This is a genomic window from Cupriavidus sp. GA3-3 (assembly GCF_000389805.1).
Classification (GTDB): domain Bacteria; phylum Pseudomonadota; class Gammaproteobacteria; order Burkholderiales; family Burkholderiaceae; genus Cupriavidus; species Cupriavidus necator_D.
The window spans coordinates 1-19490 of sequence record NZ_KB944464.1 but is presented as its reverse complement, the minus strand read 5'-3'; the positions used below and the strand labels follow the sequence as shown (position 1 = coordinate 19490).

18 protein-coding genes and 2 pseudogenes are annotated in these 19490 nt (G+C 61.5%); 13 read left to right on the top strand and 7 right to left on the bottom strand.

What is annotated here, in order from left to right; genetic code table 11:
- The first annotated feature begins 63 nt into the window (after window positions 1-63).
- The 4 genes from guaB (at window position 64) to C265_RS06065 (ending at window position 5498) form a co-directional block, all read left to right on the top strand.
- Complete coding sequence (gene guaB / locus C265_RS06080) at window positions 64-1527, top strand: IMP dehydrogenase (protein WP_010809576.1); 1464 nt, start codon at window positions 64-66, stop codon at window positions 1525-1527.
- A 195-nt stretch (window positions 1528-1722) separates the two neighbouring features.
- Window positions 1723-2346 (top strand): membrane protein, encoded by a 624-nt coding sequence (locus C265_RS06075; protein WP_010809575.1) that lies wholly within the window; start codon window positions 1723-1725, stop codon window positions 2344-2346.
- Window positions 2321-3940 (top strand): glutamine-hydrolyzing GMP synthase, encoded by a 1620-nt coding sequence (guaA, locus tag C265_RS06070; protein ID WP_010809574.1) that lies wholly within the window; start codon window positions 2321-2323, stop codon window positions 3938-3940. The genes C265_RS06075 and guaA overlap by 26 nt, the downstream gene beginning before the upstream one ends.
- Before the next feature lie 301 nt (window positions 3941-4241).
- A complete protein-coding gene (locus tag C265_RS06065) occupies window positions 4242-5498 on the top strand; it encodes a site-specific integrase (RefSeq protein WP_010809573.1) in 1257 nt (418 codons plus the stop codon).
- Between the two features lie 308 nt (window positions 5499-5806).
- Here the strand turns inward: C265_RS06065 and C265_RS06060 are convergent, their stop codons facing one another.
- The 4 genes and pseudogenes from C265_RS06060 to C265_RS31245 all read right to left on the bottom strand — a co-directional run.
- Window positions 5807-6826 carry a tripartite tricarboxylate transporter substrate binding protein gene (locus tag C265_RS06060; protein ID WP_010809572.1) on the bottom strand — a complete coding sequence of 340 codons (1020 nt, stop codon included), beginning with the start codon at window positions 6824-6826 and terminating at the stop codon, window positions 5807-5809.
- Between the two features lie 48 nt (window positions 6827-6874).
- A complete protein-coding gene (gene uxuA / locus C265_RS06055) occupies window positions 6875-7915 on the bottom strand; it encodes a mannonate dehydratase (protein ID WP_010809571.1) in 1041 nt (346 codons plus the stop codon).
- Between the two features lie 135 nt (window positions 7916-8050).
- Window positions 8051-8557, bottom strand: coding sequence for a gluconokinase (locus C265_RS06050; protein ID WP_010809570.1), 507 nt, complete (start codon window positions 8555-8557; stop codon window positions 8051-8053).
- A 132-nt stretch (window positions 8558-8689) separates the two neighbouring features.
- Window positions 8690-9030 (bottom strand): annotated as a pseudogene (locus C265_RS31245) (dihydroxy-acid dehydratase); the annotation flags it as partial.
- Window positions 9031-9345: 315 nt separating this feature from the next.
- Here C265_RS31245 and C265_RS06040 point away from each other — a divergent pair.
- From C265_RS06040 to C265_RS06010, 8 genes and pseudogenes are all read left to right on the top strand, one after another.
- A pseudogene (locus C265_RS06040) lies at window positions 9346-9702 on the top strand (MurR/RpiR family transcriptional regulator); the annotation flags it as partial.
- A 349-nt stretch (window positions 9703-10051) separates the two neighbouring features.
- A complete protein-coding gene (locus C265_RS06035; protein ID WP_037023734.1) occupies window positions 10052-11500 on the top strand; it encodes a glucose/sorbosone family PQQ-dependent dehydrogenase in 1449 nt (482 codons plus the stop codon).
- A gap of 72 nt (window positions 11501-11572) precedes the next feature.
- Window positions 11573-11653, top strand: a complete 81-nt coding sequence (pqqA, locus tag C265_RS33145) for a pyrroloquinoline quinone precursor peptide PqqA (protein ID WP_081050279.1) — start codon at window positions 11573-11575, stop codon at window positions 11651-11653.
- Between the two features lie 11 nt (window positions 11654-11664).
- Entirely contained in the window at window positions 11665-12594 is a 930-nt protein-coding gene (gene pqqB / locus C265_RS06030) for a pyrroloquinoline quinone biosynthesis protein PqqB (protein WP_037023733.1), read from the top strand.
- On the top strand, window positions 12587-13339 hold the full coding sequence (gene pqqC / locus C265_RS06025; RefSeq protein WP_010809565.1) for a pyrroloquinoline-quinone synthase PqqC: 753 nt from the start codon (window positions 12587-12589) through the stop codon (window positions 13337-13339). The genes pqqB and pqqC overlap by 8 nt, the downstream gene beginning before the upstream one ends.
- On the top strand, window positions 13333-13608 hold the full coding sequence (gene pqqD / locus C265_RS06020; protein ID WP_010809564.1) for a pyrroloquinoline quinone biosynthesis peptide chaperone PqqD: 276 nt from the start codon (window positions 13333-13335) through the stop codon (window positions 13606-13608). The genes pqqC and pqqD overlap by 7 nt, the downstream gene beginning before the upstream one ends.
- Entirely contained in the window at window positions 13601-14707 is a 1107-nt protein-coding gene (gene pqqE, locus C265_RS06015; RefSeq protein WP_037023732.1) for a pyrroloquinoline quinone biosynthesis protein PqqE, read from the top strand. Before pqqD ends, pqqE begins: the two co-directional genes overlap by 8 nt.
- 7 nt (window positions 14708-14714) lie before the next feature.
- Window positions 14715-16043, top strand: coding sequence for a carbohydrate porin (locus tag C265_RS06010; protein ID WP_010809562.1), 1329 nt, complete (start codon window positions 14715-14717; stop codon window positions 16041-16043).
- A 14-nt stretch (window positions 16044-16057) separates the two neighbouring features.
- Here the strand turns inward: C265_RS06010 and C265_RS06005 are convergent, their stop codons facing one another.
- On the bottom strand, window positions 16058-16936 hold the full coding sequence (locus C265_RS06005) for an AraC family transcriptional regulator (RefSeq protein WP_010809561.1): 879 nt from the start codon (window positions 16934-16936) through the stop codon (window positions 16058-16060).
- Window positions 16937-17166: 230 nt separating this feature from the next.
- Complete coding sequence (gene ycaC / locus C265_RS06000) at window positions 17167-17790, bottom strand: isochorismate family cysteine hydrolase YcaC (RefSeq protein WP_010809560.1); 624 nt, start codon at window positions 17788-17790, stop codon at window positions 17167-17169.
- 388 nt (window positions 17791-18178) lie between these two features.
- Between ycaC and C265_RS05995 the strand changes: the two genes are divergently transcribed.
- On the top strand, window positions 18179-19075 hold the full coding sequence (locus C265_RS05995) for a LysR substrate-binding domain-containing protein (protein WP_037023741.1): 897 nt from the start codon (window positions 18179-18181) through the stop codon (window positions 19073-19075).
- A 184-nt stretch (window positions 19076-19259) separates the two neighbouring features.
- Here C265_RS05995 and C265_RS05990 read toward each other — a convergent pair.
- Window positions 19260-19490 (bottom strand): IS256 family transposase (locus tag C265_RS05990; protein ID WP_010809558.1); only part of this gene is annotated, 231 nt, incomplete at its 5' end.

Sequence of the window (19490 nt, the reverse complement as noted above, 5' to 3'; positions counted from 1 at the left end):
TTGCAGTGCATCAGCAAAGCGCGCATTCCTGTATAATTCGGTTTTGCGCCTAGAGGATTTGCTATGCGTCTTGTCCAGAAAGCACTCACATTCGATGACGTGCTGCTCGTCCCGGCCTATTCGGCCGTCCTTCCCCGGGATGTCTCCCTCCGCACCAGCCTGACCCGCTCCATTGAACTGAACATCCCGCTGGTATCCGCGGCGATGGACACAGTGACGGAAGCCCGCCTGGCGATTTCCATGGCGCAGGCCGGCGGTATCGGCATCGTCCACAAGAACCTGAAGCCCGCCGACCAGGCCCGCGAAGTCGCGCGCGTGAAGCGCTATGAGTCGGGCGTGCTGCGTGATCCGATCACCATTTCGCCGGACATGAAGGTCCGCGATGTGATCGCGCTGTCGCAGCAACATGGCATTTCCGGCTTCCCGGTGCTGGAAGGCAAGGCCGTGGTCGGCATCATCACCAACCGCGACCTGCGCTTCGAGGAAGAGCTCGACGCCCCGGTGCGCGCCAAGATGACGCCCCGCGAAAAGCTGGTGACCGTGGCCGAAGGCGCGACACTGGAAGAAGCCAAGCGCCTGATGAACCGCCACCGCCTTGAGCGCGTGCTGGTGGTCAACCAGGCTTTCGAGCTGCGCGGCCTGATCACGGTGAAGGATATCCAGAAGGCAGTGGACAATCCGCTCGCCAGCAAGGACGAGCGCGGCCAGCTGCGCGTAGGCGCCGCGGTCGGCGTGGGCCCCGACAACGACGAGCGCGTCGAACTGCTGGTCAAGGCCGGCGTCGATGTGATTGTGGTGGATACGGCGCACGGCCATAGCCAGGGCGTGCTGGACCGCGTGCGCTGGGTCAAGCAGAACTTCCCGCAGGTGCAGGTGGTTGGCGGCAATATCGCCACCGGCGATGCCGCGCGTGCGCTGGTCGAGCATGGCGCCGACGGCGTCAAGGTCGGCATCGGCCCGGGCTCGATCTGCACCACGCGTATTGTTGCCGGCGTGGGCGTGCCCCAGATCACGGCGGTTTCCAACGTGGCCGAGGCCCTCAAGGGCACCGGCGTGCCGCTGATCGCTGACGGCGGCGTGCGCTACTCCGGCGATGTGGCCAAGGCCCTGGCGGCCGGCGCCCACACCGTGATGATGGGCGGCATGTTCTCGGGTACCGAGGAAGCGCCGGGCGAAACCTTCCTGTTCCAGGGCCGTTCGTTCAAGAGCTACCGCGGCATGGGTTCGGTGGGTGCGATGAAGGATGGCGCGGCAGACCGCTACTTCCAGGAAGACAACACCGCCAACGTCGACAAGCTGGTGCCGGAAGGCATCGAAGGCCGCGTGCCGTACAAGGGCTCGGTGATGGCGATCATCCACCAGCTGACCGGCGGCGTGCGTGCCTCGATGGGCTATTGCGGCAGCAAGTCGATTGCCGACTGGCACGAGAGCGCCCAGTTCGTCCAGATCACGGCAGCCGGCATGCGTGAATCGCACGTGCACGACGTGCAGATCACCAAGGAAGCGCCGAACTACCATATCGACTGACGCGCAGCGGCTGCGCCCGCCGCCTCGCGGCGGTGCGCGGCCGCAAGATCGTCGGGGCGAGGGCGCATTGCCGCGGGCGGCGCCTTCGCCTGACCGGAATGCCATCCGGCCGGCCGCTCGCCAAGCCGGTGTTGCCTGAACGTGGGCCGCACCCGCCGGCCGCACCATCGGCCGGGCCCATGACGAGGAGCGCCAATGAAGGTATTGCTGCGAGCCGTGCTGTTTTTTGATGCCCTGGTGGATTTGATGCTGGGCATCCTGCTGTTGATGTCCCCGTTCACCACGCTGTATGCGGCGCTGCAGTTGCCGCAGCCGCAACCGGCCCTGTTCGGGCAGCTGCTGGGCGTGGCACTGGTCGGCCTGGCCGCGCTGTTGTGGCAGGCAACGTTCAACGGCCAGCTGACGGTGCCAGTGGCGCGCACGGCCGGCTATGTGAACCTGGCCAGCGCAGTGCTGATCATTGCCTGGATGGTGTTCATGGAACTGCCGCTGGTCGGCGCGGGCAAGATCTGGCTGCCGGTGATGGCAGTGGTGCTGGCGTTTTTTGCGCTGGTGCAGATTCCCGCTTCCAGGCGCGTGCGCAACCGCGAAAGGCAGCTGAAGGCCGAGCGTGCGCTGCAGGAACAGGAACACAAGAAGGAAGTCCGCAAGGAACCCGGCGTCGCCCCCGCGGCGCGCCCAACGAATACCCCAGAATACCGGCGCGAGCCGGTCATCACGCCGCCGCCGGGCTATGGCCCCGGCACGGAAGTCGTGACCGAGCCCATCCCGGAAGACACGCCATCGGCCCATCATGCACGACAAAATCCTCATTCTTGATTTCGGCTCGCAGGTCACGCAGCTGATCGCCCGCCGCGTCCGCGAGGCGCACGTCTATTGCGAGATCCACCCGAACGACGTCTCTGACGACTTCGTCCGCGAGTTCGCCCCCAAGGCCATCATCCTGTCCGGCAGCCACGCCAGCACCTATGAAGACCACCAGCTGCGCGCGCCGCAGGCCGTGTGGGACCTGGGCGTGCCGGTGCTGGGCATCTGCTACGGCATGCAGACCATGGCCGTGCAGCTGGGCGGCAAGGTCGAGTGGAGCGACCACCGCGAATTCGGCTACGCCGAGGTGCGCGCCCATGGCCACACCAACCTGCTCAAGGACATCGAGGATTTCCGCACGCCGGAAGGCCATGGCATGCTCAAGGTCTGGATGAGCCACGGCGACAAGGTTGCCGGCCTGCCGCCGGGCTTCAAGCTGATGGCCTCCACCCCCAGCTGCCCGATCGCCGGCATGGCCGACGAGGCGCGCGGCTACTACGCGGTGCAGTTCCACCCCGAGGTCACGCATACCGCCAAGGGCCGCCAGATGCTGGAGCGCTTCGTGCTCGGCATCGCCGGCTGCAAGCCTGACTGGGTCATGCGCGACCATATCGAGGAAGCCGTCGCCAAGATTCGCGAGCAGGTCGGCGATGAAGAGGTCATCCTGGGCCTGTCCGGCGGCGTCGACTCGTCGGTGGCCGCGGCGCTGATCCACCGCGCCATTGGCGATCAGCTCACCTGCGTGTTCGTCGACCACGGCCTGCTGCGCCAGGACGAAGGCAAGCTGGTGATGGAAATGTTTGTCGGCCGCCTGCACGCCAAGGTCGTGCATATCGACGCCTCCGATCAGTTCCTCGGCCATCTGGCCGGCGTGACCGATCCCGAGCAGAAGCGCAAGATCATCGGCCGCGAGTTCGTGGAAGTGTTCCAGGCCGAGGCCAGGAAGCTGTCCAATGCAAAGTGGCTGGCGCAGGGCACGATCTATCCGGACGTGGTGGAGTCGGGTGGCACCAAGACCAAGAAGGCCACCACCATCAAGAGCCACCACAACGTCGGCGGCCTGCCGGAAACGCTGGGCCTGAAGCTGCTCGAGCCGCTGCGCGACCTGTTCAAGGACGAAGTGCGCGAGCTCGGCGTGGCCCTGGGCCTGCCGCCGGAAATGGTCTACCGCCACCCGTTCCCGGGCCCGGGCCTGGGCGTGCGCATCCTTGGCGAAGTCAAGCGCGACTACGCCGACCTGCTGCGCCGCGCCGATGCCATCTTCATCGAAGAACTGCGCAAGACCCTCGCCACCGAACAGGACGCCGCCGCGGGCCTGTGCGAGCCGGACCAGGTCGGCAAGAGCTGGTACGACCTGACCAGCCAGGCCTTCGCCGTGTTCCTGCCGGTCAAGTCCGTGGGCGTGATGGGCGACGGCCGCACCTACGACTACGTCGTGGCGCTGCGCGCGGTGCAGACCACCGATTTCATGACCGCGCACTGGGCGCACCTGCCGTATGCGCTGCTGGGCCGTTGCTCTAACCGGATCATTAACGAAGTACGTGGCCTGAACCGGGTTGTGTATGACGTGTCGGGGAAACCGCCGGCGACGATTGAGTGGGAGTGAAACGGGGTTCTTCGGGGACTATTGCTAACTATCGAAAAGTCGCAGTAACGTGTTGATTTTAAAAGAAATACGTTGCGGTACCTATCGGTGGCTATCGCCGGCCAGCGGAACAAGTTGGCGGTAGAAGTGGCGGCAGAACTCGGAGGCCGGATTTAGATCCTCCCGTTTACTATCTGGACCAAATCGGTCTTTGACGGTAAAAGTCTCCTGAGGAAAGCTTGTTTTATGCGGCTTTCCGGGCATCAGCAGGTCTCCTGACCCCTGACGGTAAAAGCCGTCATGAACAGGAGGAAAAACCTCGATGCTTACCGACACCGCACTGCGGAATCTCAAGCCTAAGTCCAAGACTTATAAGGCTTTTGACCGCGACGGCATGTACGTGACGGTATCACCCACCGGTACCGTCACCTTCCGCTACGATTACCGTCTCAACGGGCGGCGGGAAACGCTGACCATCGGCCGCTATGGGCCGGCCGGTATCTCGCTGGCCCTTGCCCGCGAAAAGCTGCTTGACGCCAAGAAGGCCGTCACCCAGGGCAAATCCCCGGCGCAGGAGAAGCAGCGCGAGAAACGCCGGCTGACCGCCGCCAAGAGCTTCGGCGACATTACTGCCCGGTGGCTCGCCGATGCGCGGATGGCCGACAGCACACGGGCGATGCGCAAGAGCATCGTCGATCGGGACATCCTCGCGGCCTTTCAGAACAGGCTGCTCAATGAAATCACCGCTGATGACCTGCGTGCCTTGTGTAACAAGGTGAAGGCACGCGGTGCGCCCGCCACAGCGGTCCACATCCGCGACATCGTGAAGCAGGTCTATGCCTTCGCCATTTTGCCTGGAGGGAAGGTGAACAACCCGGCTGACGACGTGGGCGCGGCGTCGATTGCGACTTTCGTGCCGAAGGATCGCGCCTTGTCGCCGTTAGAGATCCGGCTAATGACGCGGCAGGTGGAGTCCGTGGCGACCTATCCGACCATCCGGCTGGCACTGCGCCTGATCCTCTTGACGCTGGTGCGCAAGAGTGAGCTGATCGAGGCGACCTGGAGCGAGGTCGATTTCGAGAACGCGACCTGGACGATCCCGAAGCAACGGATGAAGGGGCGCAATCCGCATGTCGTCTTTCTATCGCGCCAAGCGCTCGACATCTTCGTGGCGTTGCACACCTGCGCGGCAGGCTCCAAATTTGTACTGCCGTCACGCTATGACGCCGACCGCTGCATGTCGAAGGCAACCTTGAACCGGGTGACACAGATCGTGGCCGAGCGGGCCAAGGCCGCGGGATTGCCGCTGGAGCCGTTCACCGTCCACGACCTGCGCCGCACCGGCTCGACGCTGCTCAACGAGGTGGGCTTCAAGCGCGACTGGATAGAGAAGTGTCTGGCGCACGAGGAGGGACGTTCCTCGCGCTCGGTCTACAACAAGGCCGAGTACGCAGATCAGCGGCGCCACATGCTGCAGGAGTGGGCCGACATGGTCGACGCCTGGATCGATGGCCGGACGCATGTGCCGACGTTGCTGCCCGAAAACGTGTCGGTGCCGGTGCTGAGTGCGGCGCTGTGAGGAGATCCCCGTGGCAGCGGAGGGGCGTACCACGAGGAGGCGGGCGAGCTTACGGTCGGGCGGGCGACGGAATCCGTCGCGGAATTCGGGGTGGGACATCCTGGTGAGGCTTAGCCCGAAAGTACAAGAATCGAGCAGTATCGATAATGACACCTTTCCTTTGTTCCACGAGAGCGAAGCGATTGTGTCACCGGATTAACCTCGACATGCCTCGCTTCCCAGATCTGAATGGAACTGCCGCCCGCTTCGTGGGGGCGGGGGCGCGTTCATTCAATCCTTTGCACGCTCTCGTCTACGCCTGTGCTGTCTTAATCGGCCGAGATGTTGTTTGTCCTCACCACATCACCCCACATCTTGTAGTGGGTGCGGGTCAGGGTTGCGAGCTGCTCGGGCGTGCCGCCGCCGGGCTCGTCGCCGCGGTCGACGATGCTCTTGACGACTGCCGGGTCCTTCAGCGCCGTATTCAGGGCGCCGTTGGCCTTCTTGACGATGTCAGGGCTCAGGCCCGGTGGCCCGTACAGTCCGATGAACGAGATGATGGTGAAGTCCTTGATGCCGCTCTCGGTGGCCGTCGGCACATCCGGGATCATTGCCACGCGCTTGGGTCCGGTTACCATCAGCGGCCGCAGCTGGCCCGACTTGATGAAGGGCGCGACGACCGAGGTCGCGTCGAACATCGCATCCAGGCGTCCGGCCATCAGGTCGACCATCGCCGGGCTGCTGCCCTTGTAAGGCACATGGTTCATCTTCGGGCCGCCCATGCGCTCGCGCAGCAGTTCCATCGTGACATGCGGCAGTGCGCCGGTGCCACCCGAGCCATAGTCGATGGTCTTGCCCGACTTGTCCCGCGCCTTCACCTCCTCGACGAACTGCGCGTAGGTCTTGATGGGCGAGCTGGCGGGCACGACGAGGACCAGCGGAGATTGCAGCATCACGCCGATCGGCGTGAGCTTCTGCGGGTCGACGATGCCGAGCTTGGTGTAGACGTGCGGCATGATCGTCATCGAGCCGTTGCCTACCAGCAGCTTGTTCCCGTCCGGCGCCGCGCGCATTACCTCCACGGAGGCGATATTGCCGTTCACGCCGGCCTTGTTGTCGATGACGAACGACTGGCCGAGCGAACTCTGCAGGCCGTTGAGCAGCGCACGTCCCGCGAAGTCGGTTTGCCCCCCGGGCGGGAAGCCGACCAGCAGGGTAACCGGCTTGGTCGGCCAGGTGGTCTGAGCCCAGGCTGCCGTCGCGGTCAACGTGCCGAGGCCGAGCGCCGCGATGCCCAGGATCAACGCTGAACGGCGCGACGCCGCGAAAGAGTGCTTGGTAATTGTCATGACATGTCTCCAGTTAAGTCTTTTACAGGGTTGCAGTGGCACGGCGCTTCAGCCCGCTTTCTCCATCGCTTCCCACATCCCGTTGATATAGACCGCGCCGAGTGCCCGGTCATAGAGGCCGTATCCCGGCTTGCCCGTCTCGCCCCAGATCATGCGGCCGTGGTCGGGGCGGAAGTAGCCCTGGAAGCTGACGTCGTGGTATGCCTTGACGATCGCGGCGATATCCAGCGATCCGCAGCTCGACAGGTGGGCGGTTTCCTCGAAGTCGCCTTCCGGGGTGATCTTGACGTTGCGGATATGGGCGAAATGGATGCGTCCCATGCCGCCAAACTCGCGCACCAGCGCCTCGACGTTGTTCTGCGGGCCGGCGCCAAGCGAGCCCGAGCACAGCGTCAGGCCGTTTGCCTGCGTGTCGACGATGCTGAGGATGCGTGCCAGGTCGTCGCGGTTCTTGACGATGCGCGGCAGTCCGAAGATGGGGCGCGGCGGATCGTCCGGATGGATGGCCATCTTGATGCCGCACTCCTGGGCCACGGGAATGATCGCGCGCAGGAAATGCTCCAGATGCTGCCAGAGCCTGGCTTCGTCGATGCCGTGGTATTCGGCCAGCAGCGCCTGCAGTTCCCCTGGCCGGTAGCTGGAATCCCAGCCGGGCAGGGCGATGCCCTGGCTGACGTCGATCTGTTCGACCTCCCGGGTGCTGAAGGCAAGGCAGGTCGAGCCGTCATCGAGCTTTTTCGCCAGTTCTGTACGGGTCCAGTCGAACACCGGCATGAAGTTGTAGCAGATGACTTCGATGCCAGCGGCGGCCAGGTTCCTGATGTTCTGCTGGTAATTGGCGATCAGCAGTTCGCGCGTCGGCTTTCCGAGCTTGATGTTCTCGTGGACCGGGACCGACTCGACCACCTTGAACTGCAAGCCCGCCGCCTCGATGGTGGACTTGAGCGCCAGGATCTTGTCCAGCGGCCATACCTCGCCAACGGGTTCGTCGTAGATGGCCGAGACGATATGTGTCATGCCCGGGATCTGCCGGATGTATTCGAGAGGGATCGGGTCGGACGTGCCAAACCAGCGGAACGACATCTTCATGGGTGGGGCTTCCTTGGGGCGAGTCTGTTGAGGAACGGCGATCCAGGCTGGGATCGATGCGGACCGCCCGCGCTTCCCCTGCAATCGGCTCGGCCCCTGCCGTAATTGAGATGCGAGCGGAGAAAGCGTTGCGACTTAGCGAGCGAAGCTGCCGCCCTGGGGTGCGGCGGCTTGCAGGATCGTGTCGACCAGCGCTTCGGGCGACTGCCGGATATCCAGCACCAGCGCGCCACTCGGCTCTTCCAGGGTATCGAACTGGCTCTCCAGCAGCGCGGGGTTGAAGAAGTGGTCGGTGCGAGCGGACAGGCGCGCGCCGATCAGCGCGGCGTCGCCCTTCATGTAGACGAAGGTCACGCCGCCATCGGGCGGGGTCAGCCGGTCGCGGTAGCCCTGGCGCAGCGCCGAGCAGGTGAACACGTGCGCGCGCCCTTCGGTCCGGGCGGCATCGATGGCGGCGCGCATGCCAGCCAGCCAGGGCGAGCGGTCTTCGTCGGTGAGCGGGATACCCGTGTTCATCTTGGCCTTGTTGGCCTCGCTGTGGAATGCATCGGCGTCATGGAAGCCGCAGCCCAGGCGCTGCGCCAGCAACTGGCCGACCGTGGTCTTGCCGCTGCCGGAAACGCCCATCAGGATGTAGATCACGTCTGCTCCGTCGGTCTTGGTATCGGATGGTGTCACCCACCCTTGTTCAGTTCTTGTCATACCGGGGCGACGCCCCGGCGCAGGCACAAGGGCGTCCGGGGGTGTTGCCGCCCCGCGGTAACTTCGCGCCGGCTATTGCGCGACGGTTTGCGCCGCGGAGGCAGGAGTGGATGCGCCCTGGCCGGTGGCTGCCTCGGCCTCGGACAAGTCGAGTGCGCTGCCACCCTCTTCGGCGATGCGCGCATGGCGCCGGAACAGGCCGAACAAGCCGCGCCCCAGGCTGAATTGCGCGAAATCATCGTCCGGCGCCGCGGCCAGCTCGCGCGCAGCGAATTCGCCTTCGTCGCCGTGCCGGCAACGGCGTCGACACGGATGCGGTCGCCATCGCGCACGCGCGCCAGCGCGCCGCCGGCCAGCGCCTCGGGGCCGACGTGGATCACCGCCGGCACCTTGCCCGACGCGCCGGACATGCGCGCGGCTGGCGCGGCTGCGCGCAACGAGGCGTTCGGTGACGGCCAACAGCTCGGCATGGACGGCGATGGGCATGGCGAAGACGTTCCTCGTGGACTCGGCGACGGCGCAGCACGGGTGCGCAATGGCATGTAGAGTTTCTACATTATATCGACAGTGAGCATTCCGTCGATAGGGGTCAGGCGTCAAAATTGCTCGAAAATACGCGGAATACTGGAAAACCCTGAAAGCCAGCCGTGCACGACTCGGCACGATGTCTCGCCAATATTTGTAGAATCTCTACATTTCTAAGAGTTTGAATTCACTGCCATGTCGCCATGCGCGAACGAATCCTCGCCGTCTACGACACGCTCCGCCCCTCAGAACGCCGCCTGGCGGACTACATCGCCCGGCATGGCGCCGCCGTGATCCGGCTGTCGATGCCCGAGCTGGCCGAACGCGCCGGCGTCTCGCAGCCCACTATCGCGCGCTTCTGCGCGGCGCTGGGCTACGACGGCTTCCGCGAATTCAAGCTGCAGTTCGCACAGAACGTCGGGGGTGGCACGCCCTTCGTGCACCAGGACGTCGAGGCCCATGACCGCCCCGCCGATATCGCCGGCAAGGTTTTCGACCGCACCATTGCCACGTTGATGAGCGTGCGCAACGCGCTCTCGGTCGACCAGATCGAGCACGGCAGAACGTGGCGCCAAACGCCAGGCCGGCGATCCACGGCGCGCAGCCGCGAAGTGTAGTAAGTGAGGATAATCAGCGAGGGGCGACTGTTGCCAGCAACTGGAGGGCGAACCTTGGCGGAAATGGCATGCGTAGCTAAACTGGTTCTCGGTGCGGTTCTGGTTTGGGGATTTTGTATTTAAGTGCTGCGGTTTTGCATAAAAATGCGCATCATGGGAAGCGCCATTAATGTGCGTGCTCCGTTGCCTTGACTTGCCAATCTCTGTGGGCTATAAATTCCTCGCGAGCAATTCCAGGTTCTAATAAAAATTTCTCTGGCAATTTTGATGTATTTCAAAAGGGAGGTTGAGTATGAAATCCAGGGTTGCTTTCGCTTTAGCAGCGCCACTTTTACTGGCTGCGGCTTCGGTCAGGGCGGATCTGCCTCCGGCGACGGGCGAATCGGTCCCCGCGCTGCCAAAGAATTTCCAGAAATCGGTTATAGCTACCGGTTTGGCGAATCCTCACAATATGGTGTTCGGCCCAGATGGCAATCTCTGGTTAACTGAACAGATCGCCAAGCGAATTACTCGGGTCGATCCAAAGAACGGAAAGACAACGGTAGCGGTTGAGATCAATGACGCGGTGTACTCGGATGATCAGCAGGATGGCGTATTAGGACTCGCGCTTCATCCTGATTTGCTCAAGGGGAAAGGTCGAGATTATGTGTATGTTTCACTTTCATATTCGACCGGGCAAGGTGGTGAATTTCCAAATCGTACTGCCATCCGTCGCTATACCTATGACGCCAAGGCGCAGAAACTGGTATCGCCGGTAGACATCATCAAAGGCTTGCCGTCTGCGCATGATCACCAGTCGGCAAGGTTAATCTTCGGTCCGGATCAGAAGCTCTACTATTCAATCGGCGATCAGGGAAGAAATCAGCTTAAATACCTTTGCAAGCTGAACCAGGCACAAGTGCTGCCCACCGAAGCCGAAGTCAAGGCCGGAAACTGGGAGCATTACATGGGGAAGATCCTGCGATTGAACTTAGATGGCTCAATTCCACAGGATAACCCTACGATTCATGGCGTGAAAAGTCACGTCTATGCCTGGGGAATTCGCAATACGCAGGGCATGGTCTTCAGCCCCACGGGTAGACTGTTCGCGGTGGACCAGGGACCGAACACCGATGACGAGTTGAACCTGATCCTTCCTGGCCGGAACTACGGCTGGCCGAATGTTGCGGGCCGCAAGGATGATGCGGGATACGCCTATGCGAACTACTCGGCAGCAAAAGGCGGTTGCGAGAACGCCAAGGATACTTTCCAGAACGGCTTGAAAGCACCGGATGGGGTTCCTGTGACACGGGAATCTCAGTGGTCGGATCCTGATTTTGTGGAACCGCTAAAAACTTTCTTCAGTGTTGACAATAATTTCAACTTCAATAACAAGGTCTGCTCGGAAAAGGATCTCTACTATATCTGCTGGCCAACCATAGCACCGTCCGCGGTCTCCTACTACCGTGGCGGAAAGCAGAGTATTCCAGGGTGGGACAATTCTCTGCTTATCACGAGCCTCAAGCGCGGGATCATCTATCGCGTCCAGTTGGATCCGACTGGCACCTTGCCGCTTGGTGATGCGCAACCGGTGTTCCGGTCGGTCAATCGCTATCGTGACCTGGTTGTAAGCCCGGATGGCAGCACACTCTATGTGGCAACGGATGTAAGCCACCTCGGGACGACGGAGGCAGGAAACGCAGCGTTCAAGCTCGAGAACCCCGGTTCGATCATTGCTTTCAAATACTCTCCGGCGAAGTAAGCGACGCTGGACCTTCGTTCGGTTTGAATCTGGCGATGCTATTCGGCATCGCCGTAACCTGGAGAAAAGACCATGCGTACCTGGACCAAGCCTGAAGTTGTCGAAGTCTGCCTCGGCTGCGAAATCAACTGTTACATGAGTGCTGAACGCTGAGCCGTTTTCACATGCTGCGTGTCATTGTGCTTGGCGCCGCGGCTGGTGGCGGTCTACCGCAATGGAACTGTGCCTGCACGGCATGCCGGGCTGCCCGTGAAGGGGCGCAGATCACGCCGCAGACGCAATCGTCTATTGCAGTATCCGCTGACGGTGTGCGTTGGGTGGTAGTTAATGCCTCGCCCGACATCCGCCAACAGTTTTCCGCAACGCATGTGTTGCACCCGATCAAAGGACCACGATCCAGTCCATTGAGTTCAGTGTTGCTGACCAATGCCGACGTCGACCATGTAGCCGGTCTGCTGTCGCTGCGCGAGGGGCACCCCTTCACCTTGTATGCGACTGACCGGGTGTTGCGGGTGCTGCAAGGCAACGCGATATTCAATGTGCTTGACCGGGGCAGCGTTGAGCGCCTTGCCCTCCGGTTGGATCAAGTCCAGTCTGTTTTCGATGCGCAGGGCTGCGACACTGGTGTACGAATCGAGCCGTTCGCCATTCCGGGAAAGGTTGCGCTGTGGCTCGAGGATCCGGAGGCAGCCGGTTTTGGGGGCGGACCTGAAGACACGATTGGGCTCGCACTTGGCACGACCGGATCTCGGTGCCGCTTGTTCTACATGCCTGGCTGCTCCGCGTTGCCGGATGCCATCAAGTCCCGCCTGGCGCGTGGTGACAGCCTTCTGTTTGACGGCACCACCTTCACGGAAGACGAGATGATTTCCAGCGGCGCGGGCAGCAAGACCGCCTCACGCATGGGTCATCTGCCGATCAGCGGGGCAAGGGGAGCCGTTGCACAGTGGGAGGGCGTTTCGCTCCAGCGCAAGCTGTTCATTCACATGAACAACACGAATCCGGTCTTGCTTCCGGACAGCAAGGAGCGGGCTTTCATCCGTGCGGCGGGCTGGGATACTACATACGATGGCATGGAGTTCTGCGTTGAGTAAATCTCTAACGGACGTGCTCTCCCCGGTGGCGCTTGAAGAAGCGTTGCGGGAAATCGGTCGGGAACGCTATCACAACCGGCACCCCTTCCATCGCCTGCTGCATGCCGGGGCGCTGACGCTGGGCCAAGTTCAGGCTTGGGCGCTGAACCGCTATTGCTATCAGGCAGCAATCCCGCGCAAGGATGCGGCGCTTATCAGCCGTGTGAAGGACCGTGGCTTGCGACGTGAATGGGTGCACCGGATCCTGGACCACGATGGCTGGGGCGAGGAGGAGGGCGGTATAGACCGGTGGCTATTCCTGACAGAGAGCCTGGGCCTGGACTATGACTATGTTGTTTCGCAGCGGGGTGCACTCCCGGCAACGGTATTTGCCGTTGAGGCTTACGTTGATTTCGTTGCGAGACACCCCCCTGTCATTGCGGTGGCCTCGTGCCTGACCGAGCTTTTTGCGCCGGACATCCATCGGGAGCGCATTGCCGGCATGCTGAAGAATTACTCGTTCATTAATGAATCGGTTCTCAGCTATTTCCAATGCCGGCTTGAGCAGGCGCCGCTGGATGCGGAGTTTGCGCTGGACTATGTCAAGCGTCACGCACGCACGCTTGATGAGCAACAGGGCGTGCTCGATGCGCTAGTGTTCAAGTGCAACGTACTGTGGGCTCAACTCGATGCGCTCTACGCGGCGTACGTGTCGCCAGGCTTGATTCCGCCAGGCGCATTCGATCCTGGCGTGCCGCGATGCTGACGCTCGAGGCTAGCGTGCGGCTTGCACGCGGCACCCGGCTGCAGTACGACGCGGTTCGACAGCGTTGGGTACTGCTCGGCCCGGAAAGGATGCTTGTGCTTGACGATATGGCGCGACTGATTGTGGAGCGCAGTAGTGAGCACCCGAGCATCGGCACACTTTGCGACGCGCTGGCTGCTGAGTTTGACGCGCCGCTGGCGACGATCCAGGCCGACGTGCTGGCGTTGTTCACCTGCATGACGCAGAGGGGGTTCCTACATCATGCATGATGATGCTGCCGTTGGGCCCCCGCTCGCCGTTCTGCTGGAACTGACCCATCGGTGCCCGCTGCGCTGCGCCTATTGCTCCAACCCGCTTGGCTTGACGCCGGGATCGCAAGAGCTTTCGACTGCCGACTGGTGTGCAGTATTAGACCAGGCCGCGGCACTGGGTGTGCTGCAGGTCCATTTCTCGGGCGGCGAGCCCATGGCCCGCGAAGACCTGCCGCAACTGGTCTCGCATGCAAGCAGGGCGGGACTGTACAGCAACCTCATCACATCCGGCGTGCTGCTGGATGATGCCAGGCTGGGCGCTTTGGTTGATGCCGGCCTATGCCACGTACAGCTGAGTTTCCAGGGATTGGATGAACGGCAGGCTGAGGCGATCTCGGGTTTCAGAGGCGGCGTGGCGAGGAAGCGCGAGGCAATGGCGCGTGTCCAGGACGCAGGCTTGGCGCTGACGCTGAATTTCGTCGTCACCCGCCAGAATGCTGATCAACTGGATGCCATGCTGCACTATGCCGATGCGCACCGGATCGCGCGCGTGGAAGTGGCTAACGCTCAATACTACGGCTGGGCTCTGCATAATCGCGCCGCCCTGATGCCTACCGAGTCCCAGCTCGAGCAGATGGACCGGCTGGTCCAGGCATGGCGTGAGCGGGTGAAAGAGCGCATGGTCATTGACTATGTCATGCCCGACTACTACGGGCGTCGTCCGAAAGCCTGCATGGGTGGTTGGGCGCAGCGCTTTCTCAATGTCATGCCGGAAGGGACTTTGGTTCCGTGCCACGCGGCGCAGACGATTGCGCATCTTGTATTTCCGCGTTTTCCCGCAAGCACGCTGGCGTCCGCGTGGTTCGAGTCGGCGGCGTTTGCTGCCTATCGCGGCACGGCCTGGATGTCTGAGCCATGCCGCAGTTGTCATGCAAGAGAGCGCGACTGGGGCGGATGCCGTTGCCAGGCCCTGGCGTTGGCAGGCGACGCAGGCGCAGCCGACCCGGTCTGTGAATTTTCCTCCGAACATCAGCATGTCGTCATGTTGGCGCATCGCGATTCCCAAGCCGGCGATGCGCCGCTGCAGTTGCGCGGCTTTTCTAAGAGCGGGAGTTAACATATCAATGCGTAACAAGCGCTTCCCTGTACTATGCCAACGCGCCGCTGCCATCGCCGTCGCGGCTGCGGCATTCACCCTGTGCCCCACCCCTGCTGGGGCCTACGACATCGCAACCAGTCCCTATCTGCTGGGGGACTGGGGAGGGATGCGTACGCGCCTGGAAGAGCAGGGGGTGATGTTCAGTATTGGCTACCTTAGTGAAGTGGCGCACAACTTTAGCGGCGGCACCGATCACCTGACGCGCTATACCGATCAGTGGGCGTTTGGGACCACGCTGGACCTGAACAAGCTCTGGGGCTGGGCGGGCGGCACGTTCCAGTTCACCATGACCGACCGTAACGGACGGAATCTCGGGGCTGACGCGAATATCGGCAACAACATGCTGATCCAGGAAGTCTTCGGCCGTGGCCAGACCTGGCACCTCACGCAGTTGTGGCTGAACCAGAAACTCCTTGACGAACGCCTGGAGATCAAGCTCGGACGGTTGACAGTCGGCGAGGACTTTTTCAGTTTCTCCTGCGACTTCCAGAACCTTACGTTTTGCGGATCACAACCGGGTAACCTGGTGGGTGACTACTGGGTCAACTGGCCAACCAGCCAGTGGGCCACACGCATTAAATTTCACGCTTCCCGGGAAACCTATGTGCAGACGGGCGTGTATCAGGTCAATCCAAATTACGTTGACGACAGTTACGCACGCCACAACGGCTGGAAGCCGAACAACCCAAGCGGAACCACAGGCGCGCTGATCCCGCTGGAAGCGGGGTGGCAACCGACCTGGCAGGGTCTTCCTGGCTCCTACAAGGTCGGCGGCTGGTACAACACGTCGGACGCTGACGACCTGTATTTTGATATAAACCATAACCCCCGCGGCGCTACCGGATTGGATCCGCTCAAGCGCTCCGGCCGGTTCGGCGTCTATCTGAGCCTGCAGCAGCAAGTCACCGGAACGGCCGGTGGCCGCGGCGCTACGGTGTTTCTGAACTTCTCCCATGCTGACCGCAATACCGCGCAACTGGATCACCAGATCACGATGGGAGTTCAGTACAAGGGGCCGTTTGAGAGCCGTGCGCAAGACTCGATCGGCTTTGCAGTAGGTGCCACCCACAACAATGAGCGTTTTGCCGATTTCGTGCAACAGAACAACGCACGTACCGGTCAGAATGTGGTTGCAGGCAGCGGATACGAGTATGTTAGCGAACTGTATTACTCGTGGTCTCCGGTGCCCTCGGTATTCCTGCGTCCCAACTTGCAATACATTCTTCACCCCGGCGGCACATCCCGTAACAGTAACGCGTTTGTGATCGGCTTGAAATCCGGTGTTACGTTCTAGGGAAGCTGGATGGACTAGCCTTCTTTCTCGGCTGCCGGCATGCGGGCTGCCTGCGGTGGAAGGTGATCCGCACCTTCTGCCATGCGCGACGGAATGGCCTGCGATGATGGACGCACTGTTGGCATGATCGGCTCCAGCTTCCTCACGTTAGTGCGACGCCAGTCCGCCGGGGTAACGCCGGTTGCCTGCTTGAATGCGCGTGTCAGGTGGCTTTGATCCACGAATCCACATGCTGTCGCGATTTCCGATATCGGCGCGCGTCCCAGGAGATGCGTCTTTGCGACGTCGATCCTACGCTCGATGAGCCATTGATGCGGCGTCTTGCCGGTGCTCTCGCAGAAGGCACGGATGAAATGGCTGCGAGAGAGCTTGCATTCCGACGCCACCGCGTCGATAGAAATATTGCCTCTCAGGTGAGCGGCAAGCATGTCCTTGGCGAGCGCCTCCTGTGTTGGCGTTAGCCGCGCCCGCCGGCGCTGCGTTGGGTTGCCGTTGCCACCCCCGTACGTCTGGAGGGTATGAATCAGGCATGCACTGACAACATGGTCGACGAAGAGCAAATCGCTCTGCTCGGGGCGATCAAGACTCGGCAGCAATGTCCACGCGAGGTTAAGCAGGAGTGGATCCACGACACCAATACGATTGGACAGGCCCGGGCATTCACGAATGCCCAGTTCTCTTCCCATTTCCTGCAGCAAGAGGGTGTCAATCCGCAAGCGCAGTTCGTCAAAGGCGGACTTGTGATGGCAGCGCCAGGTGTCGCGGAGATCGATGATAGCTACCCACCCTTGGTCGCAACTGCCGGTGAAGAAAATTCTGCCATCCCGCCAAACCGAGATAGCCTCGGTATGGCGAAGCTGGATGATGATACAAGCCCCGTCTCTGAGCCGCATTCGCTGGTCAGAGCACGGTGGAAGCGCAACTTCAGAGGTTATGCGATGGATGGTCGCGGCCGATGCGATCATAGAACGGACGCTGGGACGCGGCTCCAGTTGCGACATACAAGTAATGACGTAATGGCAGGGCGGTGTCTTGATGAGATGGTGCACCGGAAACCGGGGCACCAGGGGGGGGGAAGGGCCGGCGTTGAGACCGGCGATGCTATCCAGCCCCCCGCGAGGCATTATTTCTGGGTCATTGCCTTGTAGCTTGTGATGAGATTGCGATAGTCAGGGATGTGGTTCGAGAACAATTCGGCGAGGCCATCGATGTCATTGCGCCAGTCGCGATGCAACTCACATGCGACACCGAACCACGTCATCAGTTGGGCGCCAGCATCGGCCATGCGCTGCCAGGCGGCATTGCGTGTGAACTCGTCAAACGTGCCGGAAGCGTCGGTGACAACGAACACGTCGTAACCTGCGGCAATTGCCGACAGCGCGGGAAACGCGACACACACCTCGGTGACTACGCCCGCGATGATGAGTTGCTTCTTTCCCGTTGCCTTGACCGCTGCGACGAACTCTTCATTGTCCCAGGCGTTGATTTGGCCAGGACGAGGAATGTATGGCGCGTCAGGAAACTGCGCTTTGAGCTCAGGCACCATCGGGCCATTGGGGCCAGTCTCGAAGCTCGTCGTGAGGATGGTCGGCAAATTGAAGTATTTGGCGAGATCGCTCAAGGCGAGGACGTTGTTCTTGAACTTGTCAGGATCGATATCGCGTACAAGCGACAGCAATCCGGCTTGATGGTCTACCAGCAGAACAGCTGCGTCATTTTTGTCCAGACGCGTATAGGGCGTTGTCACGGCGATCTCCTTGCAGAGTTGAATGCGCTTCCGAATGGGGGCGCGTTTGGAAAAGTCGACAGGTCGGTACAAGCGTTAAGACGCGGGCAAGATTGTCCCGATCCATCCAATGGCGAATTTGCTGAATGCTTGAAGGGCTTTATCGTCGGTAACCCTGGCAGCGGGCGGCCTGGACAAACGTTCTTCGTTTCGCCAAGCGGTTGGGAGTTCGGGGCAGTGGCTTTGCCGGTGGAGTGCGGTGCGCGGCTCGCCAGGATGTCTGCTTAAGACCGCGTCTTGCGGGGTGGAACATCATGGCTGCCTCCGAAGATTGCAAGCATCATAGGCAGGCATGAAAGACCGGGGAAGTCCCGTATCATGCCGACTGTGTTCTACAGAAGGAACAATGGTGGACGACCTGAATGATCTTTTTTATTTCGTCAAGGTGGTCGAATACGGCGGCTTTACGCAAGCGGGGGTCGCGCTCGGCATTGCCAAGTCAAAGCTGAGCCGGCGCATCGCGGCACTGGAAGAGCGATATGGAGTTCGTTTACTCCAGCGCTCGACCAGGCGCTTTTCAGTTACGGAAACCGGTCGTGAGTTCTATGATCGCTGTGTTGGCGTGCTAGTGGAGGTGGAAGCGGCGCGCGAAGTGATGGAGCGCAAGCGATCCGAGCCGCAAGGCATCTTGCGCATGAGCTGTCCAACGACGCTGCTTGCGTATCGCGTTGCCGACCTGGTGGCGCAGTTCATGATCAAGTACCCAAAGGTCCGCGTCCATCTCGAAGCGACAAACCGGCGTGTCGACGTGCTGGGAGAAAATTTTGACGTAGCGCTTCGTGTGCGCTTCCCGCCGCTGGAAGACAGCGGTCTGGTGATGCGGGTGCTGTCTGGAAGCCCTCAACGGTTGGTTGCCAGCCCAGCCCTCCTCGAGCACCACGCGTTGGCAATACAAGATCCGGATGATGTTGCCGCCATGCCCAGCATGGATTGGGGCCCCCCTCGCAATCACGTCTGGCAGCTGGCTGGCCCTGAGGGAAGGGAAGCACAGGTGCGGCATCACCCCCGATACATCACCGACGATATGACGGCGTTGTGTCGGGCGGCAAGGCATGGCGTAGGTATCGTTCAGTTACCGAGCATGGTTGTCGAAGAGGATTTGCGTAATGGAGCGCTTGTCGACGTCTTGCCCGGCTGGGCCCCGAAAGGGGGCATCGTTCATGCTGTCTTCCCTTCCCGCAGAGGTCTGTTGCCGAACGTTCGCCTGCTGATCGATTATCTCGCTGCCAATATTCAACAGGAGTAGAAGCGGCGAGCATCGGTGGCAACGCGCATAGCGGCGCCAGCAAGCGCAACACGCGCGCTGGTGGGCCGTGCTCAGGGGGGGGCGGGAGGAGGGCGTCGCATGGGGACAGGAGGGCCTGTCAGTTTTTTTGTGTGCAGGGCAGGTAAAGGCTCACCGTCAATTCGACCGGTGAGCCAGCATTATCTCAACGATGCGGATGGGTGAAGCGGTCCTCGTAGAGGATCGCAAACTGGTTCATGGCAGCCTTCCAGTCATGCGTTGAACTGCCCCACTTCCCGGTGATGTTGCGCAGGGCCAGCCACAGGAGCTTGGTCGCCGCCTCATCGCTGGGGAAGTGGCCCCGCGTCTTGATGATCTTGCGCAGTTGCGCATTGATGCTCTCGATCGCGTTGGTCGTGTAGATGATCTTGCGGAT

Bases quoted from the DNA above. Each gene is read 5' to 3' on its own strand.
- C265_RS06075 (WP_010809575.1), top strand. From the start codon at position 1,723: ATGAAGGTATTGCTGCGAGCCGTGCTGTTTTTTGATGCCCTGGTGGAT.
- pqqB (WP_037023733.1), top strand. From the start codon at position 11,665: ATGCTGCGTGTCATTGTGCTTGGCGCCGCGGCTGGTGGCGGTCTACCG.
- pqqD (WP_010809564.1), top strand. From the start codon at position 13,333: ATGCTGACGCTCGAGGCTAGCGTGCGGCTTGCACGCGGCACCCGGCTG.
- C265_RS06010 (WP_010809562.1), top strand. From the start codon at position 14,715: ATGCGTAACAAGCGCTTCCCTGTACTATGCCAACGCGCCGCTGCCATC.
- uxuA (WP_010809571.1), bottom strand. From the start codon at position 7,915: ATGAAGATGTCGTTCCGCTGGTTTGGCACGTCCGACCCGATCCCTCTC.
- C265_RS06035 (WP_037023734.1), top strand. From the start codon at position 10,052: ATGAAATCCAGGGTTGCTTTCGCTTTAGCAGCGCCACTTTTACTGGCT.
- C265_RS06005 (WP_010809561.1), bottom strand. From the start codon at position 16,936: ATGCGGCTCAGAGACGGGGCTTGTATCATCATCCAGCTTCGCCATACC.
- pqqA (WP_081050279.1), top strand. From the start codon at position 11,573: ATGCGTACCTGGACCAAGCCTGAAGTTGTCGAAGTCTGCCTCGGCTGC.
- guaB (WP_010809576.1), top strand. From the start codon at position 64: ATGCGTCTTGTCCAGAAAGCACTCACATTCGATGACGTGCTGCTCGTC.
- guaA (WP_010809574.1), top strand. From the start codon at position 2,321: ATGCACGACAAAATCCTCATTCTTGATTTCGGCTCGCAGGTCACGCAG.
- pqqE (WP_037023732.1), top strand. From the start codon at position 13,601: ATGCATGATGATGCTGCCGTTGGGCCCCCGCTCGCCGTTCTGCTGGAA.
- C265_RS06065 (WP_010809573.1), top strand. From the start codon at position 4,242: ATGCTTACCGACACCGCACTGCGGAATCTCAAGCCTAAGTCCAAGACT.
- C265_RS06060 (WP_010809572.1), bottom strand. From the start codon at position 6,826: ATGACAATTACCAAGCACTCTTTCGCGGCGTCGCGCCGTTCAGCGTTG.